Source organism: Pseudomonas sp. ACN8 (assembly GCF_002303925.1).
Lineage (GTDB): Bacteria > Pseudomonadota > Gammaproteobacteria > Pseudomonadales > Pseudomonadaceae > Aquipseudomonas.
Genome location: NZ_MRCS01000028.1, coordinates 1 through 26,215, shown reverse-complemented (window position 1 = coordinate 26,215; position 26,215 = coordinate 1). Strand labels below are relative to the sequence as shown.

The 26,215-nt window shown below is 59.3% G+C and carries 27 protein-coding genes; 11 read left to right on the top strand and 16 right to left on the bottom strand.

The genetic code is table 11. The features are described 5' to 3' along the window. Window positions 1-32: 32 nt before the first annotated feature. The 4 genes from BSF44_RS16885 to BSF44_RS16870 all read right to left on the bottom strand — a co-directional run bounded on the left by BSF44_RS16885 (window position 33) and on the right by BSF44_RS16870 (window position 3,563). Window positions 33-518 carry a cupin domain-containing protein gene (locus tag BSF44_RS16885; RefSeq protein ID WP_095944472.1) on the bottom strand — a complete coding sequence of 162 codons (486 nt, stop codon included), beginning with the start codon at window positions 516-518 and terminating at the stop codon, window positions 33-35. Window positions 519-596: 78 nt separating this feature from the next. Beyond that, window positions 597-1,091, bottom strand: a complete 495-nt coding sequence (locus tag BSF44_RS16880) for a RidA family protein (RefSeq protein ID WP_046040191.1) — start codon at window positions 1,089-1,091, stop codon at window positions 597-599. Window positions 1,092-1,139: 48 nt separating this feature from the next. Then, on the bottom strand, window positions 1,140-2,420 hold the full coding sequence (locus tag BSF44_RS16875) for an acetyl-CoA carboxylase biotin carboxylase subunit family protein (RefSeq protein ID WP_095944471.1): 1,281 nt from the start codon (window positions 2,418-2,420) through the stop codon (window positions 1,140-1,142). A 42-nt stretch (window positions 2,421-2,462) separates the two neighbouring features. Next, window positions 2,463-3,563, bottom strand: coding sequence for a hypothetical protein (locus tag BSF44_RS16870; RefSeq protein ID WP_095944470.1), 1,101 nt, complete (start codon window positions 3,561-3,563; stop codon window positions 2,463-2,465). Window positions 3,564-3,711: 148 nt separating this feature from the next. Here BSF44_RS16870 and BSF44_RS16865 point away from each other — a divergent pair, with 148 nt between their 5' ends. Then, window positions 3,712-5,130, top strand: coding sequence for a PLP-dependent aminotransferase family protein (locus BSF44_RS16865; RefSeq protein ID WP_095944469.1), 1,419 nt, complete (start codon window positions 3,712-3,714; stop codon window positions 5,128-5,130). Between the two features lie 640 nt (window positions 5,131-5,770). Then, window positions 5,771-6,049: a DUF3077 domain-containing protein gene (locus tag BSF44_RS16860; protein WP_095944468.1), complete on the top strand. Its 279-nt coding sequence runs from the start codon at window positions 5,771-5,773 to the stop codon at window positions 6,047-6,049. A 59-nt stretch (window positions 6,050-6,108) separates the two neighbouring features. Here the strand turns inward: BSF44_RS16860 and BSF44_RS16855 are convergent, their stop codons facing one another. The 7 genes from BSF44_RS16855 to cyoA form a co-directional block, all read right to left on the bottom strand. Next, complete coding sequence (locus tag BSF44_RS16855) at window positions 6,109-6,423, bottom strand: DNA-binding transcriptional regulator (protein ID WP_007970375.1); 315 nt, start codon at window positions 6,421-6,423, stop codon at window positions 6,109-6,111. After that, window positions 6,420-6,764 (bottom strand): toxin, encoded by a 345-nt coding sequence (locus tag BSF44_RS16850; RefSeq protein WP_095944520.1) that lies wholly within the window; start codon window positions 6,762-6,764, stop codon window positions 6,420-6,422. The genes BSF44_RS16855 and BSF44_RS16850 overlap by 4 nt, the downstream gene beginning before the upstream one ends. Before the next feature lie 137 nt (window positions 6,765-6,901). Beyond that, window positions 6,902-7,789 (bottom strand): heme o synthase, encoded by an 888-nt coding sequence (gene cyoE / locus BSF44_RS16845; RefSeq protein ID WP_008046745.1) that lies wholly within the window; start codon window positions 7,787-7,789, stop codon window positions 6,902-6,904. Window positions 7,790-7,800: 11 nt separating this feature from the next. Next, complete coding sequence (cyoD, locus tag BSF44_RS16840) at window positions 7,801-8,154, bottom strand: cytochrome o ubiquinol oxidase subunit IV (protein ID WP_095944467.1); 354 nt, start codon at window positions 8,152-8,154, stop codon at window positions 7,801-7,803. Next, window positions 8,155-8,781 carry a cytochrome o ubiquinol oxidase subunit III gene (locus BSF44_RS16835; RefSeq protein ID WP_008046749.1) on the bottom strand — a complete coding sequence of 209 codons (627 nt, stop codon included), beginning with the start codon at window positions 8,779-8,781 and terminating at the stop codon, window positions 8,155-8,157. It lies immediately after the preceding gene. Between the two features lie 3 nt (window positions 8,782-8,784). Further along, a complete protein-coding gene (gene cyoB, locus BSF44_RS16830) occupies window positions 8,785-10,815 on the bottom strand; it encodes a cytochrome o ubiquinol oxidase subunit I (protein ID WP_095944466.1) in 2,031 nt (676 codons plus the stop codon). A 3-nt stretch (window positions 10,816-10,818) separates the two neighbouring features. Next, complete coding sequence (gene cyoA, locus BSF44_RS16825) at window positions 10,819-11,763, bottom strand: ubiquinol oxidase subunit II (protein WP_095944465.1); 945 nt, start codon at window positions 11,761-11,763, stop codon at window positions 10,819-10,821. 27 nt (window positions 11,764-11,790) lie between these two features. On the opposite strand from cyoA, the gene BSF44_RS16820 reads away from it, so the two are divergent. Further along, window positions 11,791-12,051, top strand: coding sequence for a hypothetical protein (locus tag BSF44_RS16820; protein ID WP_095944464.1), 261 nt, complete (start codon window positions 11,791-11,793; stop codon window positions 12,049-12,051). Window positions 12,052-12,602: 551 nt separating this feature from the next. On the opposite strand, the gene BSF44_RS16815 is transcribed toward BSF44_RS16820, so the two are convergent. Together BSF44_RS16815 and hmpA are read right to left on the bottom strand one after the other, a co-directional pair. Next, window positions 12,603-13,112 (bottom strand): disulfide bond formation protein B, encoded by a 510-nt coding sequence (locus tag BSF44_RS16815; protein ID WP_056728475.1) that lies wholly within the window; start codon window positions 13,110-13,112, stop codon window positions 12,603-12,605. 271 nt (window positions 13,113-13,383) lie between these two features. Beyond that, a complete protein-coding gene (hmpA, locus tag BSF44_RS16810; RefSeq protein WP_095944463.1) occupies window positions 13,384-14,565 on the bottom strand; it encodes an NO-inducible flavohemoprotein in 1,182 nt (393 codons plus the stop codon). A 156-nt stretch (window positions 14,566-14,721) separates the two neighbouring features. Here hmpA and norR point away from each other — a divergent pair, with 156 nt between their 5' ends. The 5 genes from norR (at window position 14,722) to BSF44_RS16785 (ending at window position 19,154) form a co-directional block, all read left to right on the top strand. Continuing rightward, window positions 14,722-16,272, top strand: coding sequence for a nitric oxide reductase transcriptional regulator NorR (gene norR / locus BSF44_RS16805; RefSeq protein ID WP_095944462.1), 1,551 nt, complete (start codon window positions 14,722-14,724; stop codon window positions 16,270-16,272). Between the two features lie 174 nt (window positions 16,273-16,446). Next, a complete protein-coding gene (locus BSF44_RS16800) occupies window positions 16,447-17,349 on the top strand; it encodes a chemotaxis protein CheV (protein ID WP_008046758.1) in 903 nt (300 codons plus the stop codon). A gap of 27 nt (window positions 17,350-17,376) precedes the next feature. Next, window positions 17,377-17,835, top strand: coding sequence for a GNAT family N-acetyltransferase (locus BSF44_RS16795; protein WP_095944519.1), 459 nt, complete (start codon window positions 17,377-17,379; stop codon window positions 17,833-17,835). A 159-nt stretch (window positions 17,836-17,994) separates the two neighbouring features. Next, window positions 17,995-18,321: a hypothetical protein gene (locus BSF44_RS16790; protein WP_095944461.1), complete on the top strand. Its 327-nt coding sequence runs from the start codon at window positions 17,995-17,997 to the stop codon at window positions 18,319-18,321. Between the two features lie 83 nt (window positions 18,322-18,404). Further along, complete coding sequence (locus BSF44_RS16785; RefSeq protein WP_095944460.1) at window positions 18,405-19,154, top strand: YkgJ family cysteine cluster protein; 750 nt, start codon at window positions 18,405-18,407, stop codon at window positions 19,152-19,154. A gap of 146 nt (window positions 19,155-19,300) precedes the next feature. Here BSF44_RS16785 and BSF44_RS16780 read toward each other — a convergent pair whose 3' ends face one another. After that, the gene (locus tag BSF44_RS16780; protein ID WP_095944459.1) at window positions 19,301-19,558 is read right to left on the bottom strand and encodes a hypothetical protein; all 258 of its coding nucleotides are present in this window, start codon (window positions 19,556-19,558) and stop codon (window positions 19,301-19,303) included. Window positions 19,559-19,752: 194 nt separating this feature from the next. Here BSF44_RS16780 and BSF44_RS16775 point away from each other — a divergent pair, with 194 nt between their 5' ends. Both BSF44_RS16775 and BSF44_RS16770 read left to right on the top strand, forming a co-directional pair. Beyond that, on the top strand, window positions 19,753-20,727 hold the full coding sequence (locus BSF44_RS16775; RefSeq protein ID WP_095944458.1) for a D-glycerate dehydrogenase: 975 nt from the start codon (window positions 19,753-19,755) through the stop codon (window positions 20,725-20,727). A gap of 188 nt (window positions 20,728-20,915) precedes the next feature. Continuing rightward, complete coding sequence (locus tag BSF44_RS16770) at window positions 20,916-21,425, top strand: DUF2165 family protein (RefSeq protein WP_095944457.1); 510 nt, start codon at window positions 20,916-20,918, stop codon at window positions 21,423-21,425. 25 nt (window positions 21,426-21,450) lie between these two features. On the opposite strand, the gene BSF44_RS16765 is transcribed toward BSF44_RS16770, so the two are convergent. Beyond that, on the bottom strand, window positions 21,451-22,353 hold the full coding sequence (locus BSF44_RS16765) for a DMT family transporter (protein WP_095944456.1): 903 nt from the start codon (window positions 22,351-22,353) through the stop codon (window positions 21,451-21,453). A 137-nt stretch (window positions 22,354-22,490) separates the two neighbouring features. On the opposite strand from BSF44_RS16765, the gene BSF44_RS16760 reads away from it, so the two are divergent. Then, window positions 22,491-23,366: a helix-turn-helix domain-containing protein gene (locus tag BSF44_RS16760; RefSeq protein WP_095944455.1), complete on the top strand. Its 876-nt coding sequence runs from the start codon at window positions 22,491-22,493 to the stop codon at window positions 23,364-23,366. 143 nt (window positions 23,367-23,509) lie between these two features. On the opposite strand, the gene BSF44_RS16755 is transcribed toward BSF44_RS16760, so the two are convergent. Further along, complete coding sequence (locus BSF44_RS16755; RefSeq protein ID WP_095944454.1) at window positions 23,510-25,939, bottom strand: TonB-dependent receptor; 2,430 nt, start codon at window positions 25,937-25,939, stop codon at window positions 23,510-23,512. Between the last annotated feature and the right edge of the window lie 276 nt (window positions 25,940-26,215).

The window sequence follows — 26,215 nt, the reverse complement described above, 5'->3', positions numbered from 1 at the left end:
AGGTGGGCTCCCTGGGTTGATTCGCTGGGAAATTACGCCTGGGTGGTAATCAGGCCATGGCTGTCGGCGAAGTTCGAAAGCAGTGCCATTTGCGGCATGTTGCTCATGTTCAGCATCGCCAGTGGCTCGTGTTTGCTAGTGTTGACGAAGCCGTGTCTGGTCCACGCCGGTACCAGCAACACGTCGCCATTGCTGACGTTGACCCCGTCGGCATCGCCGAGGGTCAACACGCCACTGCCACACTGGATGACAAACAGGTGCCACCAGGAATGGGCATGACCGTTGAGCGTCACACCGGGGTTCAGCCATTGCATGGCGATCGCCATGCCAGGCGTCACTTCACAACCCTCAATGCTCTTGTCGTGAGCCAATGCGACAATATCAACGTCACTGGCTTCAAGGGCCTCGCGCATACCCGCCAGTTCAGTGCCTTTCCATACCTTGGGAACTGGCGTTCGATGGTACAGGCTTTGACGAAAGTCCTTATATGAAAAAAACGCACCTTGAAAGTTATCCATTCGCACGTCCTTTTTTCCCCCACACTTTAGCGCTAAACATTAAGTTAAGGGTTCAGCACTGTAAAGTCGGGAAACAACTTACAAAACCGATGGGCGCAAGGCGGCGATCATGTCCACTTCTATCGCGGCATTCTTGGGTAACTGATAAACACCCACTGTAGTGCGCGTATGTTTACCGGCATCGCCCAGCACATGGCTGAACACATCCGAGGCGCCGTTGGCCACTTCGCTCAAATCGACAAAGTCCGCCGTGGACTTCACATAGACCGTTACCCGGATCAATGACTTGATCTTGTCCAGCGAGCCAATCGCATCGACGATCAACGCCAACCCGCGCATCGCGCTGATGCTGGCCGCCGCTTGGGCATCGGCCATGCTGAGGTCCAGCCCGACACGGCCGGGGTAATGGATCTTGCCGTTCATGCGCGGCACCAGGCCGCTAATGTACAGCTCATCGTGATGACGGATCAGCGGTGCGTAATGCCCACCCGCAGTGTTTTCGCCGTAGATGTCATAACCAAACTCTTTGGCCAGGGCGATGAAGCGTTCATCGCAGGTCATGTGCTGGATCATTGATCGAACCCTCTTGATCAGTAATGCAAAAAACAGGGACTTGCGGGCTCAACACACGGCGCGGGTGGCCGGTGCCAGGCAAGTCACCTCAATGCGTGACTCAATCGCTTCGGCCAGACGCAACAGGTCGTTGCTCAGTTGCCCGTAGTGTTCGTTGAACAGCACGATGTGGCCGATGAATGAGAAGTTGTCCTTGATCTGCACGCTGACCGAGTCACCGACACGCTTGGCGTACTGGCCTTCCACCAGGTCGATACGCAGGGCGCGGGCCAGGGCCTCGATGTCAGGCGTCGAGCGCAGGATGCCGCCGGATGGCGCCCTCAGCAGTCGAATGCCGCAGTAGCCGCGGGCCACTGGCTCATGCTGTTCGGTCTGGCCTTCCACCGCCCAGCGCACCCAGCGCTCCCACGGATCGAAATCGACGAAGGCGCGTTTGGCCAGGTCCCAGATGTGCATGCCGCCAGGCCGCATGTTGGTTTCCACGGCCGAGGTCAGGTTATCGCTGCGCAGGAACACTTCGTTGTGCCAGGCGCCGTTGTCCCGAGACACCAGGCCCGCCATATGCCGACCGGCCGCCATCAAAAGTGCCTGTACCTCAGCCGCAAGCGGTGCGGGCACGACTTGCTGGATCTCTGCGCGATAAGCGCCTTCGGTGGTGGTTTTTTCAGTCACCCAGGTGCTGCCCGCCACGCAGTCCCAGCTGTATTCGCGGGCGTTCTGCACCAACTCTTCAAGAACGATGCCGCCTTCGCGGTAAGGCTTCAGGGCGAGCCAGGCGTCATCGCATTCCGAAGGGTGATGGATCACGCGACAACCCCGGCTCGCGCCTTCACAGGCCGGCTTGATGAAGGCCTTGCCACCCAGTTCGACAACGCGCTGGCGCAGTTCCGACAGGCTTTCGACCCGCACGGAAAACACCGCTCGGTATTCTCCAGGGGAGGTGCTGGCCGCCGCTTCGAGCTGGCGGAAAATCTGCTTGTCCACGCCCGCCCGCGCTTCGCCCGGGGTAATGCCCGGCAGGCCGAAATGGCTGGCCAGCGCCGCACCGAGCAGCACCCCGCGATCGGAGAACGGCAGTACGCCGATCAGCTTCCAGCTGTCGGCATTCAGGCACCCCACCACCAGTTCAAGGGACGCCGCCACATCTTCCTCTGCCAGTGAGGTACTGCAGACGTGATCGGCCACCTGATCGTCATGGGGCTGAATCTTCTCGACCAGCAGGATGAGCCTGGCGTTGTAGAGCGACTTGCACAGCTCGCGCAGCTTCTGGATGTCGTGAACCCGATTGCCGTTGTAACCGACCACTACTACGCATGAAGTCGTATTCATAATGCCCCCGACCTGCAAAGTGAAAACCGCAACGGCGATGACTCAGTCATGCAGCGACGCATTGGATTTACGGTTGAGCCAATACCAGGCCAGGATCCCTGCGGCACCGATGGCGGCCAGCACCAGCGCGTTGTACGGCGCCGGCACCACCCGCATGATCAACACGGTCAGCCCGGCCCCCACTCCCAGGGACACTTCCTTGACGAACATGTTGTTTTGCTTGACCGAGAAGTAATCCAGGTAGCTGAAGGCGCATTCGGCGATGGACAGCAGCGCCACCCAGACCAGCGCCCCGGCGAGGGTTTCGACATGGAACGCGGCGGGCGAAGACAGCACCGCAAAGCCGCCGACGATGATCCCGATCACCGCCACGACCTTGAAGCGCCCGGTGCGCTCAATCAGCTTCATCACCAGCACCTGGGCGAACACCACTACGGCGCTGTTGAGGATCAGCATCAAGCCGTACCAGGCCGGCAGCTCGCCGGTCTTGAGCAGGATCGCCTGTGGCAGGATCGAGAACACCCCGAACAGCTTGATGCCCATGATGATGCCGGCGATCACCCAGGGCAGTTTGTTGCCCCAGTTGCTTCCGGTTTGACTGGCCGGGCGGGCGACCACCGGTTCAGTGGTGAAGGTCGCGCCGAGGGCGATCGGCAGGCACAGCAACACGAACGCCGCCGCACCGAGGAAAAACATCGTAGGCGTGAGAAGCGGCGACAGCAGGATCAAACCGGCCACCAGGCTGCCCATGTTCATGGCTACGCGGTTGTAGGCCGCGCCTTCCTTGGTCTGGGCCGCTTCGCTCTTGATCAGGTAACCGGCAATGGCAATGCCGTAGGCAAACAGTGCCGCAGCAAACATCACCATGCCTTGATGGCTGGTCAGCGCCAGCAGCACCAGGCCAAGGCCGGCACACAGCAGCGTGACGCTCAGGGAACGGCGGCCAAGCACCAGTAAAGTCAGGGGCAACAGCAGCAACAAGGCGCGATATCCAAGGGCCAGGATGCTGTTGGTAGCCGTGTCGAGCCAGACGTTGGCCTTGCCCAGCACCGCGAACAGCGAGACGGCGGTGATGATCCGGATCGTGAATAGCCGCAGGTTGATGACCGGTTTGGCTACCGCGACCGTTGTTTCGACACTCATGCAGCACCTCAGGAACCGGGTGAACGCCCGCCGACAAAGGCCGACCTTCAGAAAAGTCTGTAAGGGCATGGTAGAGAGAGAGGCTTGTCCTGATCAGGGCAAGTTCGTATAGAATCCAACGAACTTTACTGCCGGAGAGACCAGTAAAATGCAGGTTCAACGTGCAGTCATTGCCGCCATTGAATTCCAGCCCGGCGCGCCGCTGGTGCAGCAGATCGTCGATCAGTTGACTCAGGCGATCAGCACCGGTGGCCTGCCCCACGGCGCCAAGCTGCCGCCGATTCGCGAACTCTCCGACTTGATGAACGTGGGCAAATCCACGGTGGTCGATGCCCTGGACCGCATGCGGGCCAAGGGGCTGGTGGTGTCTCGCCAGGGCTCCGGGCATTACGTGCATCGCTCCGAAGCGGCACTGAAAAGCGGCACCGGCCCGGACCTGCAACCTCAGGACACCCTCAGCGTGATTCGTCGCGCCTTGCTGCTGGACAACGGCACGCTGCGTCCCGGCTGCGGTTTTCTGCCGACCTCGTGGCTACCCGCCGAAGAATTGCAGAAAGCCGTGCGCAGCACCTTGCGTGCGACGTCGTTGCGCATGGGCGAGTACGGCGTAGCCGGCGGTTACTTGCCGTTGCGCCAGGCCCTGCGGGTCAAACTGGCGACCTTCGGCATCGAAGCGTCGGTGGACCAGATCATCACCACCGCCAACACCATGCAGGCCATCGACCTGCTGATGCGCCTGCTGGTCAAACCCGGCGACACCGTGCTGCTCGACGACCCCTGCTACTTCAACATGCACGCCAACCTGGCATTGCATGGAGCCAAAGTCATCACCATCGCCCGGGATTGCGACGGCATGGACCTCGACGCCTTCGAGCAACTGCTGATCGCCCACAAACCCGTGCTGTACATGACCAACAGCACGCTGCATAACCCCACCGGCCACTCGTTCACCCCGGCCCAGGTCTACCGCTTGCTGGAACTGAGCCACCGCCATGGCTTCCACATCGTCGAAGACGATCTGTACTGCGACATCCAGCAACGCCGCACCCCCCGCCTGGCGGCCAGCGGGCTGGACAACGTGAGTTATGTATCGGGCTTCTCCAAGACCCTGACCGCCAACAGCCGCGTCAGCTACACCGTGCTGTCACCGCAACTGGCGGCACGCATGGTCGCCCTGAAAATGGCCTGCGGCGGGGTGACGTCGGAGCTGGCGGAACAGATCACCTGCACCATGCTCAGCGACGGCAGCTATGCCAAGCATGCGCGACGCACGGTGGATCGGTTGTATGAGTCCAATAGTCGTGTGGCGAGTTGGCTGGCGGAGGCTGGGTGCTCGCTTTCCTCGTTGCCCGGCGAAGGTGTGTTTATCTGGGCACGGTTGCCGGAGGGCTTGCACGCCGAGAACCTGGCTCGCCAGGGGCTGGAGAACAATATGGTATTGGCGCCGGGCACCTTGCTGAGCAAAGGACCGGATGCCAGCCAGTTCCTGCGCTTCAATGTGGCGCACAGCGACAGCCTGCAGGTGCGGGAGCGGTTTTTTCGGTTGCTTGATAATCCCCAAAAATAGCTGACTGCCTCGGCCCTGTGGGGGAGCGGGCTTGCTCCGGGCGGCGATCCGACGAAGGGGCCATCACATTCAAAATTGATATTGCCTGACACGCCGCCATCGCGAGCAGGCTCGCTCCCACAGGGGCCAGCGTCATGCTCGATATCAGCGATGACGCTAGTCCAATGTGGGAGCGAGCCTGCTCGCGATGAGGCCGTCACATCCAGCATCAATGTTGCCTGACACACCGCTATCGCGAGCAGGCTCGCTCCCACAGGGTCCGCGGTGTCCCGGCCATCGCCGGCCACCAGATCGCTACGATTGCCGACCTTATCCTTGCCGGCTAACTTTGCCCGGTCGCTGCCAATTCAGCGACCGGGCCTGAGAACCCGGGTAAACTGCACGCGCACTAGCGCCCAAATCACGATTGTTGGCGTTTTTTTATGCCCGCATTTCGTGCAATGGCGGCTGTGCGTGGGAGACCTTCGGGTCTGCCGGGTCGTGCAACCGGTTTCTCAGCCTGCGCATAGCTGCCACCCATTCGCCTGAGAACGAACGTGGCGGCTCTACTTTGATTTCTGGAGTATTGCCAATGCACGCTATTGATCTGTCCGCTTCACCGGTCATCCCACACCACCTGACCAACAGGAGGTGAAGCCCAATGACCAATCCCCAAGACCTCAAAACCATCGGCCTCACCCCGTTCTCCTACCACGCCAACGAACCCCTGTTCCGCATCAATGCCGGTGTCCCGGTGATCGAAGCCCTCTATCACGCCTCCGACCTGCTCCACGTAGCCAAACTGCTCGCCTCAGACGCCGCCATGGTTCGCGACTCCGACCGACTCGCCTGGGCCTCGCATTTTTTGCAGGACATGAGCAAAGCAATCATCGATGACGTGGTGAAAGTGCTCGATGCACCCTGTAACAACCGCGCCTGAATGAAAAAGCCCCACGTTTCGTTTGAATCGCGGGGCTTTTCAGATATTCGACGATGTGATCAGACGACTGCCAGTCGATCAACCATATCCGGAAACTTCTCAACCAACCTGATCAGCAAGGCGGCCTGAGCATTGGGCTTCGACTTTTCCTGCTCCCAGTTTCTCAGGGTGCTGGGACTGGTTCGAATTCGCTTGGCAAAAACGGCCTGGGACATGTGTAGTTTTTCCCGTAGCGCAACGATTTCTTGCGCCCCCACCTCTGGTGCAGGGATGTCCTCCACTACCGTATTGCGCAACGTAATCTTGCCTTCGCGTTGAGCCGCCATCTCATCAACGCCCTGCATCAACTCTGCAAACAGGTCGCGTTTTTTCATGGGGTACCTCGTTTTTTTAACTCTGTCTCTATGGCTTTCTTGAGCACCTTCTCTTGGTCGGCGGTCAAATTCTCAAGCTCATCTTTGTCATAAATTGCGAACATCCAGAACTGGCCATTATTCATAAGCCAATAATAGATAACCCGCAAGCCACCTCGCCTACCTTTACCTCGGCGTCCATCAGCCCAACGCAGCTTTCGGAAACCGCCCGTTCGAGGCATGACATCACCCGCTTGCGGGTTCAACTGCATGTGCGACTGCAAAGCACGATACTCATCGTCCGTCAGATAATCGCCAACGGTTGCAGTGAAGGATGTGGTTTCGAAGAATACGGTTCGCATCGGCAAACTATAGGCAATTTGCTTATAGTCATGCAACCGACGAATCATCTTCCTGACGAGCAGCCCTTGCGATTTGCCCCAACAAAAAGCCCCGCTCTTCTCTCGAAGGCGGGGCTTTTCTTTACAGCATCCGACGCTTAAGGCGCGTACGTCAGCAGCAACTCGGTCGGCACTTTGAAGTCCAGGGACATCATTACGCTCAACGCGGTAATGGTGAAGATCGAGAACACGAACAGCTTGCGTGCCCAGACCGTGTCATCCACTGCCTTGTAGCCGGTCCAGGCCATGTACAGCCAGTACATGCCCATGGCCGCGGCAACGGCGAGGTAGCTCATGCCGGCGTAGCCGCTGAAGGTCAGCATCAAGGTCGCCACGAGGAAGGCCAGGATGTAGATCAGGATGTGCTTCTTGGCCACCTGGATGCCGCGCTTCACTGGCAGCACCGGAATCGATGCGGCCAGGTAATCGTTGAAGCGGAAGATCGCGATGGCGTAGGAATGCGGCATCTGCCACAGGCTGAACATCACCAGCAGGGTCAGCGCGGCCATGTCGAAGGTGTTGCTGACTGCGACGTAGCCAATCACTGGCGGCATGGCGCCCGACAGACTGCCCACCAGCGTGCCGTGAACCGACTTGCGCTTGAGGTACAGGCTGTAGAAGCCGACGTAGATCACGAAGCCGATCACCGCGAACAAGGCGGCCAACGGGTTGGCCACCTTGTACAACAGCGCAACGCCGGCGACACCCAGGACGGTCGCATAGATCAGGGCCAGTTTCAGGGAGATCAAGCCCTGGACCAGCACGCGGTTCTTGGTGCGCTCCATCTTGATGTCGATGTCGCGGTCGATGCAGTTGTTGAACACGCAACCGGAGGCAACCACCAGGGACGTGCCGATCATGGCGGCCAGGAAGATGGCCAGATCGACATGCCCTTTGGAGGCCAGGAAAAATCCGCCTGCCACAGAAAGCACGTTACCGAAAATGATCCCCGGTTTGGTGATTTGGATAAAGTGCTTGAGGGACATGCGGACTTACCTCACTTCGCCATCATGAACGTGTGGATGCTGAACATGATCCACAGCGACAGGCCAACCAGCAGGACGATCACGATCGCGGCGAAGACAAACGCAATCACGTTGTTTCGCTGGGCGGCCGAACGGTCCAGGTGCAGGAAGTACACCAGGTGCACCAGCACCTGGATGACTGCGAACGCGACGACGATCATCAGGGTGATCGACTTCGGCAGCGTCGGGTACATCACCAGACCGAACGGGATCAGGGTCAGGATCACCGACAGGATGAAGCCGATGCCGTAGGACTTGACGCTGCCGTGACCGGCGTCGTGGCTGTCATGGCCATGGCCATTTTGGGAATGAGCTGTGTTAGCCATTTACATAGTCCCCATCAGGTAAACAACGGTGAATACGCAGATCCACACGACGTCCAGGAAGTGCCAGAACAGGCTCAGGCAGCTCAGACGGGTCTTGTTGGTCGCCGTCAGGCCGTTTTTCTGCACCTGATACATCATGATCGCCATCCAGATCAGACCGCTGGTCACGTGCAGACCGTGGGTGCCGACCAGGGTGAAGAACCCGGACAGGAAGCCGGAACGGCTAGGGCCGTAGCCCTCGGAGATCAACACGTGGAACTCGTTGATTTCCATGCCGATGAAGCCGGCACCGAACATGAAGGTCATGGCCAGCCAGCCCAGGACCTGCTTCTTGTTGCCCTTGAAGAACGCCAGCATGGCGAAGCCGTAGGTGATCGAACTGAACAGCAGCAGGGCGGTTTCGCCCAGTACGTATGGCAGTTCGAAGATGTCGTGGCCCGACGGGCCACCCGCTACGTTGTTAACCAGTACCGCGTACGCCGCGAAGATCGACGCAAACAGAATGCAGTCGGTCATCAGGTAGAGCCAGAAACCGAATACGGTCATCTCGCCCGAGTCGTGGTGATGGTCATCATGCCCATGTCCATCGACATGGGTGTGTCCAGCATTGGTCACTAAGTTCGACATGGTTTAAGCCTGTTCCAACGAGGTTTCAACACGGGTGGCGGTGGCCGGGATTTTCCCTGCCGCTACCAGACGCTTGTGCTGCTCGGCTTCGATGCGCTCGATCACGTCGACCGGCACCATATAGCCTTGATCATCACGGGCCGCGTGGATCACGAAGTAGATCACGGTGCCGGCCAGGCTAGCGATTGCCAGCCACCAGATGTGCCAGATCATCGCGAAACCGAACACGGTCAACAGAGCACCCATGACCACACCGGTGGCGGTGTTGTTTGGCATGTGGATCGGCTGGTACTTGGCCGGGGCCTTGTACGCGGTGCCGTTTTCCTTGGCTTCGGTGAACGGGTCGACGACGTCGGCTTTTGGCAGCACGGCGAAGTTGTAGAACGGAGGTGGCGACGAGGTCGACCATTCCAGGGTGTGTGCATTCCACGGGTCGCCGTGTTCGCACATGTTTTCCGGCTTCTTGCGGTCACGCACGCTGACGTACAGCTGGATCAGCTGGCAAGCGATACCGACAGCGATCATCACCGCACCGAACATGGCGACGTACAGGTACGGCACCCACTCAGGGTTGGTGGTGGCGTTCAGGCGACGGGTCATGCCCATGAAGCCCAGTGCATAGAGCGGCATGAACGCGACGAAGAAGCCGCTGATCCAGAACCAGAACGCAGCCTTGCCCCAGCCTTCGTGCAGCTTGAAGCCGAACGCTTTAGGGAAGTAGAACGCGAAACCTGCGATGTAACCGAATACCGCACCGCCGATGATCACGTTGTGGAAGTGCGCGATCACGAACAGGCTGTTGTGCAGAACGAAGTCGGCACCCGGGATGGCCAGCAGTACGCCGGTCATGCCGCCGATGGCGAAGGTCACCATGAAGCCCAGGGTCCACAGCACCTGGCTGGTGAAACGCAGACGGCCCTGGTAGATGGTGAACAGCCAGTTGAACAGCTTCACACCCGTCGGGATGGAAATCAGCATCGTCGCCAGACCGAAGAAGGCGTTGACGCTGGCACCCGAACCCATGGTGAAGAAGTGGTGCAGCCAGACCATGAAGCCCAGGATCGAGATCGCGCCCGATGCGTAGACCATCGAGTGGTGGCCAAACAGTTTCTTGCCGGTGAAGGTCGAGATGACTTCAGAGAAGATACCGAACGCTGGCAGGATCAGGATGTACACCTCAGGGTGACCCCATGCCCAGAACAGGTTCACGTACATCATCGGATTGCCACCAAGTTCGTTGGTGAAAATGTGGAAATCCATGTAACGGTCAAGCGTCAGCAGCGCCAGGGTAGCGGTCAGGATCGGGAACGAAGCCACGATCAGGACGTTGGCCCAGGTGCAGGTCCAGGTGAAGATCGGCATGTCCATCAGCTTCATGCCAGGGGTACGCATTTTCAGCACGGTGGCCAGGAAGTTGACCCCCGTCAGCGTCGTACCCAAGCCCGATAGCTGTAGCGCCCAGATGTAGTAATCCATCCCCACGCCAGGGCTGTATTGCAGGCCCGACAGCGGCGGATAGGCAACCCAGCCGGTCTTGGCGAATTCGCCGACGCCCAGGGACAGGTTGATCAGCACTACGCCGGACACCAGCAGCCAGAAGCTCAGGGAGTTCAGGAACGGGTAGGCAACGTCACGCGCGCCGATCTGCAGCGGCACTGCAAGGTTCATCAGGCCGGTGAAGAATGGCATCGCCATGAAGATGATCATGATCACACCGTGGGCGGTGAAGATCTGGTCATAGTGTTCAGGTGGCAGGTAGCCAGGCGAACCCTCGGTGGCCATGGCCAGCTGGGTACGCATCATGATGGCGTCGGCAAAGCCGCGCAGCAGCATGACCATGGCGACGATGATGTACATCACGCCGATTTTCTTGTGGTCGACCGACGTCAGCCACTCAGTCCACAGGTAGGTCCACTTCTTGAAGTAGGTGATACCCGCGAACAGCGCCAGACCGCCGAGCGCGATCATGGCGATGGTCACCATTACGATCGGCTCGTGGAACGGGACCGCTTCCCAACTTAATTTACCAAACATCGTTTACTCCTCTGCCCCGGCAGCTGAATGCGCGTTCATGTCCATTCCTTGCGTAGCGGCCACTTCTTTCTCTTCTTTCTCGTGCTTCACTTTCGGACCCGGTTTCATGCCTTCGTACTTGTCGACGATGGTCTGGAACAGGTTCGGCGTCACCGAGGAGTAGAGCTCGACTGGGTTGTTCTGGCTCTGCTTGGCAAGGGCTGCGTATTCAGCTTGTTCAAGCTGTTTAGGTGCCTTTTTGACTTCACTTACCCAGGCGTCGAAATCTTCCTGGCTCGTTGCGATCGCTTTGAATTTCATGCCGGTGAAACCCGCGCCGCTGTAGTTGGCGGAGATACCGTCCATTTCAGCGTTTTCGTTGGCGATCAGGTGCAGCTTGGTCTGCATGCCAGCCATCGCGTAGATCTGGCCGCCCAGCGCAGGGATGAAGAACGAGTTCATCACGGCGTCGGAAGTGATCTTGAAGTTGATCGGGGTGTGCGCCGGGAACACGATCTTGTTGACCGTGGCGACGCCTTGTTCCGGGTAGATGAACAGCCACTTCCAGTCCAGCGCAACCACTTCAATGGTGATCGGCTTCACGTCGGATTCCAGCGGCTTGTACGGGTCAAGGGCGTGGGTCGACTTGTAGGTGACATAACCCAGGGCAATGATGATCAGCACCGGAACAGCCCACACCGCGATCTCGATCTTGGTGGAGTGGTTCCATTTCGGGGTGTAGGTGGCGTTGGTGTTGGACGCGCGGTATTTCCAGGCGAACAGGAAGGTCATGACGATGACCGGAACCACGACCAACAGCATCAGCAGCGTTGCGGTGATGATCAGGTTTCGCTCGTCCAGACCGACCTGGCCCTTGGGATTGAGCAAGGTCATGTTGCAGCCTGACAGCAACAACGTGCCGATCAGCGGCAATAAGCCTAGTAGTCTGGGGTACCTGTTTTTACTCATCTCACGACCTCTAAAGCAGCTTGCGCAATGCAGTTGGGTTTTGATCGCCAACACTTCACCCTGCCAAGGGTTGGCATTTTTCTTGGATTGAATAAGGGCATGCCCGTCGTGCGTCAGACGCTGTGCGACAAATCCCGGGCCTGCGGTGAGTTCTTATTCGAATACGTGGTCAAAGGCCTTTTTACAGACCAATTCCATTTGGTGCGGGTAGTTGGAGGCTCCGACACCTGGGCATCGCATGAAGCCACCAGGCCTCTCGACACCCTGTTCCTGCTCACGCCTGGTTAAGATTTGAGCAGTGCCGGGGATTCAGTGCGGGCGATTGTAGATATGTAACGTTTTATAAACCATGTCTCATCCCGAAATAATTTTTATCCGAACCGGCAACAATCATTACCCGTTTTTGCAAAAGCGGCGCATCTTATCGAAATTCATTCTCAACAAAAACACCACAATAAGTAGGTCTTCCACCCACGGTTCAGACAGTATCGGGTCCCTCTTCATCGCCCTTTACCTTGCCCAAGGCCCGATATGACGGGGGCTCCGGCCATTCGCCAGAGCCTGTTAAAACTGCCTGCTCGTGTTCGCAATGGAAAAAACCGCAAGCCTGCAAAACAGCCCAATTTCGTTACGTTTCCATGTACCAATCCGGCTCCCTCGAACGCCCTGCGACACCAACTCTGTGACAACATGTCGCACATGTGTCGCACCCTTGGCTGTCGCACATCACGGTCTTTTTACCCGGCCTCTGAAATGCGCTCTGCAAGACAAAAAAAGCCCCGGTCCTCTCTTCAAGGACCGGGGCTTTTTTGTCCGACAATGCGTGGCGACAGATGATCTCAGCGCAGCGCTTTGCGGTTACGCGACGTCAGCAATGGCACCAGCACCACGATCAGCACGAAGGCGACCAGCGCCCACTGCGCCAGCGACAGCCCGAGGATCGGCGGGTATGGCGTAGAGCAGAAACCATCGACCTGGAAACCCAGCGGAAAGATCTTCGCCAGTGGCAAGTCATCGACAATCGGTTGCAGCACATCGATGCCGCAGCTGACCGCTGGATAGAATTGTGTATAGACGTGATGCCCGGCAACGCCTGCACCTGCCACTGCACAGATCACCACCAGGGTTTCAAACACCGTGATACTGCGACGGCCGCGCATGGCCGCGCCAATGAAGGCAAAGATCGCGATCAGCAGCAACGCGTAACGTTGCAGGATGCACAGCGGGCAAGGCGCCTCGCCCAGAACAATTTGCATGTACAGCGCACCGCCGATCAGCGCCAGGCAAATGATGCCCAGCAATACCAGGTAGCGCCGTTCACGCCCCAACCGCATGGATTCATCGCTCATCGCGTTTCCCTTCAAGATATCGATTGCCCGCCAGTCTACACGCTGGCCCGGACCTTTGAGAGTCTGGAGCATGTGAGGGGGATTCGGGGGGAATAGACGACAAGGCGGTTAAGAAGGGATTAACTTTCTGACTTTTTTCAGCTCAGGACTGAGGTGAAGCATTCGCGAGCAGGCTCGCTCCCACATTGGTCCGCGTCGTATGCAGATCAAATTGTGGGAGCGAGCCTGCTCGCGAAGAAGGCGACTCGGTCCCCCGAGCCGCCGCAACCACTTACTCCAGCGCCGCTGCCGGCCCGAAGAACTCGTAACGGCTTTGCTTCTCCGGCACGCCCAGAGCCTTGAGGTGGCGCTTGATGGACGCCATGAAACCTTTCGGCCCCAGGAAGTAAGCATCCAGGTCACGCTGCTCCGGCAGCCACTCATGCAACTGCTGCTGGCTCAACAAACCAACCTTGTGCGCCGCCGGGCTCGCGCCGTCGTCCTCGGAGTAGCAATAGAAGCGCTTGAGCTGCGGGTGACGTTCGGCCAGCTCGTCGATCCAGTCGCGGAAGGCATGGACGCTGCCGTTGCGCGCGCAGTGGATGAAATGCACCGGCCGCTGGGTCTCCAGCGCCGCTTCGAGCATCGCCAGGGTCGGGGTGATGCCGACGCCGCCACTGATCAGCACCAGTGGCTTGTCGCTGGCGGTCAGGACGAACTCGCCCGATGGCGGGAACAACTGGATGCTGGCGCCGACCTGCAACTGGTCGTGCAGGAAGTTGGAAGCGCGACCACCGTCCTCGCGCTTGACGCTGATGCGGTACTGGCCATTGTTCGCCAGCGCCGACAGCGAGTAGTTACGACGGATCTCTTCACCGTCGAGGATCAGTTTCATGCCGATGTACTGACCAGGCTCTGCCACCAGGATCGGACCTTTGTCCGCAGGTTCAAAGTAGAACGAGGTGATCTCGGCGCTCTCCTCGACCTTGCCGGCCACGATGAACTCCCGCGCCCCGCGCCAGCCGCCCGGTGCCTGCTCCTTCTGGTCGTAGATGCTGGTTTCGGCACCGATCAGGATGTCCGCCAGTTGGCCGTAGGCCGCGCCCCAGGCCGCGATCACTTGCGCGGTGGCGATCTCTTCGCCCAATACTTCAGCGATGGCCCGCAGCAGGCAGCTGCCGACAATCGGATAATGCTCCGGCAGAATCTGCAGGGCCACATGCTTGTTGATGATCTTGGCCACCAGGTCGCCCAACTGGTCGAGCTGGTCGATATGGCGCGCATACATCAATACGCCATTGGCCAGGGCACGCGGCTGATCACCGCTGGTCTGGTGGGCCTGATTGAACAGCGGACGGACTTCCGGGTATTCGGAGAGCATCATGCGGTAGAAGTGCGTGATCAGCGCCTCACCACCGCTTTCGAGCAGCGGCACGGTGGACTTGACGATGGCACGGTCTTGAGCGCTCAGCATAAAGTAACTCCTGGTCTTCTTGGATTGCTAACGGATTACCCTATACGTATCAGCTTTCGTGCCAACTATTTAATCCTTTAAAATCAATTAGTTAGAAACTTGATAGTCATTTCGACACTGCCTGACTTATAGTCATACCGACTACACGGAGTCACTATGACTGCAAAATCCCTGCTCACCGCCCTGCTGCCCCTGGTCTCCGACCTGTCCCGCGAACTGCCCGAGGGCGAGCGTTATCGTCGCCTGCTGGAAGCCATGCGCGCCCTGCTGCCGTGCGACGCCGCCGCCCTGCTGCGCCTTGATGGTGAATGGCTGGTGCCACTGGCCGTCGACGGCTTGAGTACCGACACCCTCGGTCGGCGCTTCAAGGTCAGCGAGCACCCGCGTTTCGAAGCGCTGCTCAGCGGCCCCGGCCCGACCCGTTTCGCTGCCGACAGCGACTTGCCCGACCCCTATGACGGCCTGGTCGATGGCCTGGATGATCATCTGGAAGTCCACGACTGCATGGGTTGCCCGTTGTTCATCGACGAGCGCCCATGGGGCCTGCTGACCCTCGACGCCCTCGATCCGGAGCGCTTCGAACCGATCGAACTGGATGCCCTGCAAGCCTTCGCCAGCCTCGCGGCGGCCACGGTCAACGCCGCCGAGCGCATCGAACGGTTGAACAATCGGGTCGAAGATGAACATCAGCGCGCCGAGGTTTACCGCCAGGCCAGCGGCCAGCAGAATCGCGAGATGATTGGCCAGAGCAAGGCCCACAAGCGTCTGGTCGAAGAAATCAGCCTGGTGGGCGGCAGCGACCTGACCGTGTTGATCACCGGCGAAACCGGAGTCGGCAAGGAGTTGGTGGCCCAGGCCATCCATGCCGCCTCGCCCCGCGCCGACAAGCCGATCATCAGCCTCAACTGCGCCGCGTTGCCCGACACCCTGGTGGAAAGCGAGTTGTTCGGCCATGTTCGCGGCGCCTTCACCGGAGCGATGAACGACCGCCGCGGCAAGTTCGAACTGGCCAATGGCGGCACGCTGTTTCTCGATGAAGTCGGCGAGTTGTCTCTGACCGTGCAGGCCAAGTTGTTGCGTGTATTGCAGAGCGGTCAATTGCAGCGACTGGGTTCGGACCAGGAGCATCAGGTCGACGTGCGCCTGATCGCGGCGACCAACCGCGACCTCGCCGAAGAAGTGCGCAGCGGCCGTTACCGCGCCGACTTCTACCATCGCCTCAGCGTTTATCCGCTGCTGGTGCCGGCCCTGCGCGATCGCGGGCGTGATGTGCTGCTGCTCAGCGGTTATTTCCTTGAGCAGAACCGCTCGCGCATGGGCCTCAACAGCCTGCGCCTGAACAGCGACGCCCAGGCCGCGCTATTGGCCTACGACTGGCCCGGCAACGTGCGCGAGCTTGAACACCTGATCGGCCGCAGCGCCTTGAAAGCCCTGGGCAATTGCAAGGAGCGGCCGAAGATTCTCAGCTTGAGCGCAGCCGACCTGGACTTGCCCAACGCCGGCGTTGAAGCCGCTGCCGAGCACCCCGTCGCCACCGTCATGCAAGCGGCGACCGGTGATTTGCGCGAGGCTACCGAGCGTTATCAGCGCCAATTGATCGGCGCCTGCCTGGAGCGCCACAACAACAACTGGGCAAGCGCAGCCCGTGAGCTAGGCCTGGATCGGGCGAACCTGGGGCGGATGGCCAAAAGGCTCGGCATGAAGTGAAGGACCCTTCGCGAGCAGGCTCGCTCCCACAGAGGCAGCGACAATCCCTGCTCGCGAAGGCGGCCTGACATTCAATGGAAATGCTAAAGCCTGCCCCAAACAAGTCGATAACCCGGCATCGAAGTCATTGGCGATCCCTGGATTGCCCGTCACCTTTTTCCAGAGAAGGTTCCTATGTCCTCCACCAAAGCCCGCGCAGACTCACTTTCGCTTCTGCTGTTTACCTTGCGCAGCGGCAAGCTGATGGCGATCAACCTGCTCAAGGTCAGCGAAATCATTCCCTGCCCGCCACTGACCAAACTGCCGGAGTCGCACCCCCACGTCAAAGGCATCGCCACCCTGCGCGGTGCCTCGCTGTCGGTGATCGACCTCAGCCGTGCCATTGGCGAGCGTCCGCTGGAAGACCCCAACGGCGGTTGCCTGATCGTCACCGACGTCAGCCGCTCCAAGCAGGGCCTGCACGTGCAGGCCGTGAGCAAGATCGTCCATTGCCTGACCACCGACATCCGCCCTCCACCCTTCGGCTCCGGTGGACTGCGTGCCTACATCACCGGCGTGACGTCGGTCGATGGCACCCTGGTGCAAGTGCTGGACATCGAAAAAGTCATCCACGGCATCGCCCCGGCGCAAATCGAAATGGCGCCGACCGAACTGAGCATGGAAGACGCCGAACTGCTCGGCAACGCGCGCATCCTGGTGGTCGACGACAGCCAGGTCGCCTTGCAGCAATCGGTGCACACCCTGCGTAACCTTGGCCTGCAATGCCATACGGCCCGCAGCGCCAAGGAAGCCATCGACTGCCTGCTGGACCTGCAAGGCACCGCGCAGCAGATCAACCTGATCGTCTCGGACATCGAGATGTCGGAAATGGATGGCTACGCCTTCACCCGCACCCTGCGGGAAACCCCGGATTTCGCGCATCTTTATGTACTGCTGCACACCTCGCTGGACAGTGCGATGAATGCCGAGAAAGCACGACTGGCGGGGGCGAACGCGGTGCTGACCAAATTCTCTTCGCCGGAATTGACCCAGTGCCTGATCACCGCGGCCAAGGCTGTCGCCGAACAGGGTTATTGAGTGTTGAGCGAAGAATTCTGCTGGCTGATGCGGCGCGACCTCTCTGTCGTCGTGCCCTCCCCGGATTGGCCTGCGGGCCTGCAACTGAGCGAGTACCGCCCCGAACTGGGTGTCGCCGTGCACCGGTTGATGGAGTTCGGTTATCTCGATGGTGGCGGTCGTGTAGCCGAACTGGAGATGTGGCAACGGCAGTTCGAAACCGACCCGGAATATGACTCGGCCCTGTGCTTCATTGCCCTGGATGCCGGAGAAGTGGTGGGTGTTTGCCAGTGCTGGACCAGCGCCTATATCAAGAACCTGGTGGTGCACCCGCGGTTTCAGGGCCGGGGGTTGGGCCGTGCGCTTTTGTTGCAGGCGTTCAAGGTGTTCCAGCAGCGACGTGAAGGCTTCGTGGACCTGAAGGTACGTGAAGACAACCTTCGGGCGCGGCGTTTGTATGAAAGCGTCGGGATGCATGCAGTCCGCCGGGAACCGGTTCCGCTCTGACACACCGCCATCGCGAGCAGGCTCGCTCCCACAGGGGATTGCATTCCAAATGTGTGGGAGCTTGCTCCGGGCGGCGTTCCGATGATGGGGCCGACACAACTACCTCAAAACCTTCAGGCATACTCACCTTCCGGACACAGCACCAAGGATGCCTGATCAATGAAAGCAGCAACCCTGACTTTTCTCTGCCTCACCACCCTCACCCTCCAGGCCCACGCCTCCAGCCCCGACGCCTGGGCCACCTACGACAAAGCCGTACTTGCCAGTTGCACCAAGGCCAGTGGCCTGAAGGACAGCAAACCGGTCGGCAACGCCGCGCAGTTCGATGACCGGGTCGGCTACACCGCGCTCCTGCTCCAGGGTCAGTACCCGCAAAAGCACATGAAAGGCGCACAAGGCACCGAGTTGTGCCTGTACAACAAAAAGAGCAAAACCGCGTATGTCACCGAATGGGACTCCATCCGCCCGGCCGGCAAGGCAAACTGAGTGGCGCATAACTTGCTTCGATAGCGGCCTTTGCGGCGGCATTCTGTCGTCGTTTCATGCCCTGTGATGCGAACGAACGCTCAATGAATACGACGTTTTCCTGTGTAGGCTGCGGCAAATGCTGCAACGACCACCATGTGCCCCTGACCCTGAGCGAAGCCCGGATGTGGGCAGCCGATGGCGGTCAGGTGATCGTGCTGGTGGAAGCTTTTCCGAGTAATGGCCTGGGCCTGCCGGTGCACCAACGGGAACACGCCGAACGCCGCTCGGCGGCGGTGCGCAGCGGTGAGTCCGAGGCGTACGTGGCCATCACCTTCGCCGCCTACAATGTCGGCCCCTGCCGGAATCTTGACGAAGACAACCTCTGTCGTATCTACGAACGCCGGCCGCTGGTATGCCGTATCTATCCGATGGAAATCAATCCGCACATACCTCTGAACATCGCCGTGAAGGAATGTCCGCCTGAGTCGTGGGAAAAAGGACCGGACCTGATTGTCGGTGGTGAATTGGTCGACCGGGAATTGTCGGAATTGATCCTGCGCTCCCGTCAGGCGGATCGTGATGACATTCTGATGAAGGACGCGATTTGTGCGTTGCTGGGGATTCGCACGACAGCCCTGAAGGGTGACGGGTTTACCGCTTATCTTCCGGATATGGCGGAGTTCGCCGCGATCATCGACGACCTGGCCGGGCAAACGTTGCCGCAGTGGGCCAGCGAATGGCGGTTTCATGTGTCGGGGGAGGATATTGCCGGGCAAGTGCTGGCCGCGGGTGCGCAAGTGACGGCGGATGCGCCGGCGAATTACTCGTTTATTTCGTTGCGGGCGGTTTGATTCAACAGATGTGTTGCCTGTAGCGGCCCCATCGCGAGCAGGCTCGCTCCCACCTTTGATCGCATTCTCATTGCAAGAACGCAGTCTCTTTGTGGGAGCGAGCCTGCTCGCGAAGACGGCAGGCCGGGCACTACAAACCTGAAGCCTTAGCGCTTACCCATCGACCGACGAGTCCCCGGCGGTGCCATGCCCGGCGTCTTGGTGTGGCCGTTCTTGGCGCCGTTCTTGTACCACGGCTGGTTGGAACCCTTGGCGGCTGCCAGCTCACCCGGCTTGAACGGGAATTTGAAGGCCGGGATCTCGGCTTTGGTTTCGCTGTCGGCGCTGGAGTCGACGCTGTCTGGCAGCTCTGCCTGCACGTCGCTCAGGGCGTCGGCGATCGGCGGTTGTTTCGGGGAAGTCATGAAAGCTCCGGGTGGTGCATTAATTGTCGGGCCCGGTGAGCGGGCCGCATGCCACAGTATAAGAAGTGCGGCAGTATAACTGGATGAAGCACCGCAAGCTGCAAGCTTGCATTGACCGCCTGACGACTCGCACAAATCCCGCGAAGAATGTTAGCGTGCTCATCATTCTTCACCGCCCGACGAGCCCGCCTCCCATGAAAAAGACCGTCCTTGCATTCAGCCGCATCACCCCGCAAATGGTTGAACGCCTGCAACAAGACTTCGACGTCATCGTGCCGAATCCGAAAAACGGTGACATCAACGCCCAATTCAACGAAGCCCTGCCCCATGCCCATGGCTTGATTGGTGTAGGCCGCAAACTCGGTCGTGCGCAGCTGGAGAACGCAGCCCGTCTGGAAGTGGTGTCCAGCGTCTCGGTGGGCTACGACAACTATGACCTGGCCTACTTCAACGAACGCGGGATCATGCTGACCAACACTCCGGATGTGCTCACCGAAAGCACCGCCGACCTGGCGTTTGCCCTGTTGATGAGCAGCGCCCGTCGCGTTGCCGAACTGGATGCCTGGACCAAGGCAGGGCAATGGCAGGCCACTGTCGGTGCGCAGCTGTTCGGTTGCGATGTGCATGGCAAGACCCTGGGCATTGTCGGCATGGGCAATATCGGTGCGGCCATCGCCCGGCGCGGCCGTCTGGGCTTCAACATGTCGGTCATCTACAGCGGCAACAGCCGCAAGACCGGGCTGGAACAGGAACTCGGCGCACAGTACCGCAGCCTCGATCAATTGCTGGCCGAAGCTGATTTCGTCTGCCTGGTGGTGCCGCTCAGCGAGAAAACCAGACATTTGATCAGCCATCGTGAACTGGCGCTGATGAAGCCGAGTGCCATTCTGGTAAATATTTCCCGTGGTCCGGTGGTGGATGAGCCCGCACTGATCGAAGCGCTGCAAAACAACCGCATTCGTGGTGCCGGGCTGGACGTATACGAAAAAGAACCGCTGGCCGAATCGCCACTGTTCCAGCTGAAAAATGCCGTGACCTTGCCGCACATCGGCTCGGCCACCCATGAGACCCGCGATGCCATGGCCAACCGTGCCTTGACCAACTTGCGCAGCGCCCTGTTGGGGGAACGACCGCAGGATCTGGTCAACCCGCAAGTCTGGAAGGGTTGAAAAAAAGGGCAGGCGTTATAAGCGCCTGCCATTTAATACAAAGAACAAAAACAATATCACGCTCAACCTGTAAAAAACTGTCCGGATACACACGCTGCAATTCAGTCAACAACCAAACAGTAAAAACGGGCGATAGACTCTCCTTACTTACCCAAGCCATAACGGGAACGATAACGGAGATCAACAACTTGAACACATTCACAACAAGCCAACTCATTCGATTCAGCAAAGTTACACTGATGCTGTTTATTAGTTTCTTTGGATTGCTGATGCTTTACAGCAATCTCACGGATTACTCGACCAACTATGAATACCTTGCCCATATCCTGAGCATGGATACTACGAATGGCCGCCAAAAATACAGCTACAGGGCTATTACCTCCCCCATGCTGCAGCACCGGATTTACTGGCTGATCATTACACTTGAAGTGGTCTTCACCCTATTTTGCCTTCTAGGCTCCTATTGCCTTTACAGAAACATCAACGCGAGCCTCGAACAATTTCACGAAGCAAAAAAACCTGCACTGATAGGACTGTTGATCGCCCTCTTTCTTTATTACGTCGGCTTTCAAGTGATCGGTGCCGAATGGTTCAATATGGATGAGTCAGACACATGGAACTACAACGAATGGACCCGACATATTGTTGATTTCCTCTTTCCGCTACTGATATATATCGCGATGAAAGTCGAGCGCTGAGGCATCGGCACTCGACGTCATCACCTCAGGCCAGCTTGCCGTTGCACAGCACTTGCGGCGCCTTGAGTTTGCGAAACACCAGGACGTTCCCCGACATCACCAATACCAGCCCCAACAATGCCGGCATCGTCCACTGATAACCCTCGGCGAACGCTGATACGTTGAGCGCCACCACCGGGAACAGCACCGTGCAATACGCAGCCCGCTCAGGCCCCATGCGACCGACCAGCGTCAGGTAGGCGGTGAAACCGATCACCGACCCCGGAATCACCAGGTACAAGAGTGACCCGATGTAACGCGCGCTCATGTCCATGTCGAAGGGAATGCCTTTGACCAGGCACCACACCGTGAGCATCGCCGCTCCATAAGCCATGCCCCAGGCATTGGTGGTCAGCGGCTTGAGACCGGCCTTCTGTTGCAGGCTCGAAAGCATGTTGCCCGCCGAGAAACACAAGGTGCCGCACAGGGCCAGACCGAGACCGAGCAACGTTTCCGGGCTGGCGGTATGCCCGGCCAGTTCCGGCCAGAACAGCAGGCCCAGCCCCAGCAGACCCAGCGCACCGCCCATCAACACATTACGGGCGATTTTCTGACCGAAGAACACCCGCGCGTTGAGGGCATTCCACAGGGTAGCGGTGGAAAACACCACGGCCACCAGACCGCTGGGGATCCATTGGCTCGCGCTGAGGAAGCACATGAAGTTGACGCAGAACAGACACAACCCCTGAGCCAGGCAGATGAGGTGCCCGCGGCGGTTCATCACTTGCAGGCGTCGGCTGAGCAACAGGATCACGAACAGCACCAGCGCGGCGAGACCGAAGCGGTAAACGATCGACACGGGAATGGCCACCACGCCCAGTTGCCATTTCAAGGCAATCCAGGTGGTACCCCAGATCAGCACGGTCAGCAGGTACAAAGAAAGGTTCATGACTAAGGCTCCTCGATAGGTGCCCAGTGTCCGGCGCCATGCCCTGGCGCACTTGCATAAACTTGCGCTTTTGTCTGGCGACAGGCTGGCAGGCACGCGTCTACGGAGTAGGATGCAAGGCGTTGGAGAGAACCCATATGGCCGCACTGGACAACCTGCAAGTCTTTCAAGCCCTCAACCGCTCGCCCAATGCTCGCCTCGAGCACAGCGCCGAGCTCGGTGACGGCTTGTCCGCAGCCTTGTGGAGTAATCACCACGACGCCCAGGAATACGAAGCACCCAGCCACCACACGTTGTCCTGTTACATCGCCGGCGGTACCGGCACCTTTCGCCGCGATCAGCCCGACAACAAGGGCGGCCCGGACAAACTGTGCATCCTCCCGGCCGATCACCAGTCAGGCTGGGTGATCAACGGCGATATTCGCTTGGCACACCTGTATTTCAGCCCCGAACAATTTGCCCTTGGCTGCGTCACCCTGCTCGATCGCGAGCCACGGGAAATGCAACTGCGCGAGCAGACCTTTCTCGATGATCCGCAGCAGGCGCTGCGCTTTCGGCAGTTGATCACCTTGAACTGGGACGAGCCGGGCGAGCGCCTGCTCACCAGCAGCCTGGCTCACGAACTGCTCAGCCATGCCCTGCTCAGCCAGGTCAACGTGCGGCAGGGTTTGCGCCTCAAGGGAGGGCTAGCTGCGCATCAGCGTCGGCATCTGGTGGAGTTCATCGACAGCCATCTGGACGAGGCCATCAGCCTCGGTCAGTTGGCGGCGTTGTGCGCGTTGTCCGAATACCACTTCGCGCGGATGTTCCGCGAAAGCTTCGGCTTGCCACCCCACCAGTATGTACTGGCGCGGCGCCTTGGCCGGGCGCGGGAGTTGCTGCGCATGACGTTGCAGCCGTTGGGGGATATTGCGCTGGCCTGTGGTTTTTCCAGTGCCAGCCATTTCACCAACCGGTTTCGCCAGTCACTTGGCGGGACGCCCGGTGAGTATCGGCAGGCTTTTTTACGCTAGGCCCGGGATCTTCGGCGCCTTTCAGGGCGCCATCGCGAGCAGGCTCGCTCCCACAAGGTCCGGCGGTGCTCACCGTTTTTTTGATCACCTTATTCCCCTGTGGGAGCGAGCCTGCTCGCGATGAACGATGACGCGGTCTACCGTCAAAACTCCAAAGTACTCGACAACGTCACCTGCCGCGAATCCCCCATCGACACAAAGAACCGACTCGCCGCCGAGGTGTAGTAGGTGCGGTCGAACAGGTTCTTCACGTTGAGCTGGAACTTGACCTTCTGCCCTTCGACTTTGGTGTCGTAGGTGGCGAACGCATCGGCCACGGTGTAGCTCGGCAGATCGAAATCGTTTACCGCGTTGCCCGCGCGCTCACCCACATAACGCGCCCCGGCGCCAACCCGCAATTGATCACCGCCAATGACGCTGCCGAAATCATAGACGGCCGACAACGAGCCGCTGTTCTTCGCCACGTTTTGCAGTTGATTGCCTTGGTAAACCGGGTCTTCGGTGACCTCGGCATCGGTGTAGGCGTAGCTGCCGATCATGCTCCAGTGATCGGTGAGCTGACCGCTCAGGTCCACTTCCAGGCCACGGGAACGCACTTCGCCAGCGGCACTGTAAATCGTGGTCGGGCCTTCGGCGTTGGCCACCAGTACATTGCGTTTCTTGATGTCGAACAGCGCGATGTTGCCGGTGACGCGGCCCGGCAGATCGAGCTTGGCACCCAGCTCCCAGGACTTGGCTTCTTCCGGCGCCATACCGCCGTCAAGCACGGTACTGCTCCCGCTCAATGGCGCGATGGTCGAGTTGGGTTTGAATGACTCGGTGTAGCTGCCATAGAACGACAAGGCATCGGTGTACTTGTACACAAGGCCCGCGCGCGGCACCCATTTCTGCCCGTTGCTGTCGGTGTTGGCGTGGAACGGCACACCTTTGCCGGCGTATTGGTCGTACACCTGGAAACGCGCACCGGCCACCAGAATCCACTGGTCGGTGAGGTGGATGGAGTCCTGCAGAAACACCGAATCGCTGCGCAGTTCATCGGTCTGTGCGCTGTCGGCCGCACTGACGGTGGTGCCCGGCACTTCCCGACCATAGACCGGATTGACGTAACTGAATGTGCTCAGGCTTTTCTGGCGGATCAGGTCTTCGCGGTAGATCTTGCGGTATTCGTCGTCGATGCCGAACAACAGATCATGCTGCATGCCGAGTACGTTCACGTTGCCTTCGAGGCTGGCGGTGGTGAATCGGTCGGTGCTGATGGCATTCTGAGTGCCATCCATGCTGCGGGTCAGGGTGCCCTTTTTGGTGTCGATGGCGGTCACGCGCACCTGGCTGGCATCGTAGGTTTCGCGGTTCCAGCTGTAGCCGAAGTGGGCTTGCCAGTTGTCGTTGAGTTCGTGATCGGCCTCGAAATGATAGAGGTCCGAGCGCCCCTCCATGTTGTTGAACGGCTCGTCGAGACGCTCGTTGCGCGAGATGTCCAGCGGGTGATTGGTGCGCGGATCGATCAACGTACCGCGGTCGAACGGTGTGAGGAATTCGCGGTGCTCATAGGAGAACAGCAGGCTGGTGCTTTCGCCGTACCAGGCCAGCGACGGCGCGATCAGGCTCTCGCGATGCACGCCGAAGTTACGCCAGTAATCTTCGTCTTCGTAGTCCAGCACCATGCGGTAGGCCAGCCCGGAATCGCCGAGGGCCCCGGTGCTGTCGAGACCGCCGCCGCTGCCGTTCTTGCCGTCGCCATAACTTGAGCCGCGCGCGGTCAGCGCGTTGTACCGCTCAAGTTCGGGCTTCTTGCTGACCATATTGACCACCCCACCCGGATCCTGGATGCCATAGAGCAACGAGGCCGGCCCCTTGAGCACTTCGACCCGGTCCACGCTGGCGTTGAGGCCACGGCCCTGCACGATCGGCATGCCGTCGCGCATGATCGAGCCATTACGGTTGTCGCCAAAGCCACGGACCATCACCGAGTCCTGGGTGCTGCCCAACGTGTTGGCCTGGGTGATGCCACTGACATTGGCCAGGGCGTCATCGAGATTGCGCGGCGCCTGGTCGCGAATGACCTGGGCCGGGACGACATTGATGGTCTGCGGGATTTCCTGAATCGGGGCCGAAGAGCGCATCACCGAAGAGGTCGGTGGCGGCTGATAGCTCATGGATTCATCCATCGTCGAGGTGATGGTGGTTGCGCCGAGATTCAATGCGCCTTCGGTTGGCCGAGGTTCCAGTGCGAAGGTGTGGCCGTCGGTGCGACGGAAGGTCAAACCAGAACCGGCGAGCAGACGTTGCAGGGCCTGTTCGGCGCTCATCTGGCCATTGATGGCCGGCGCATTGAGGCCGTACGGCGCTTCATCGGTGTAGACGACGCTGATACCGGTCACCCGGCTGAAATCACTCAGGGCCTGGGGCAGCGGTTTGGCGGCCAGCGCGAAATTGAATTGCCCACGCGACTGACTGCTGCCCGCCTCTGCGGCCAGCGCCACGCTCAGCGGCAACAACGCCATTGTCGAAAAGCTCAATGCAGACACACCCAACCATTGTTTGACCGAACCCGATTTTGCCCTGGACTTCATGACTCATGACCTGTGTAGAACCGCAACGGATGCGAATGACTCGCAGTTTCAGTCACTACACGGATGGCAATCGGGTTTACCTCAGCAAAAAATTGAAAATATTTTTATTCAGAGTGATGGGGTGTTTGAACGGGCCCCATCGCGAGCAAGCTGAACTGGTCAAGTAATCCCGGACACCGGTTACGGTGTTTATGCCGCTTTTTGCTCCATGGCTATTGGCGACAGATAGTTGTTGTAGCTGTGGAGCCTGGTGCGGTTGTAGTACATGAAGAAGCG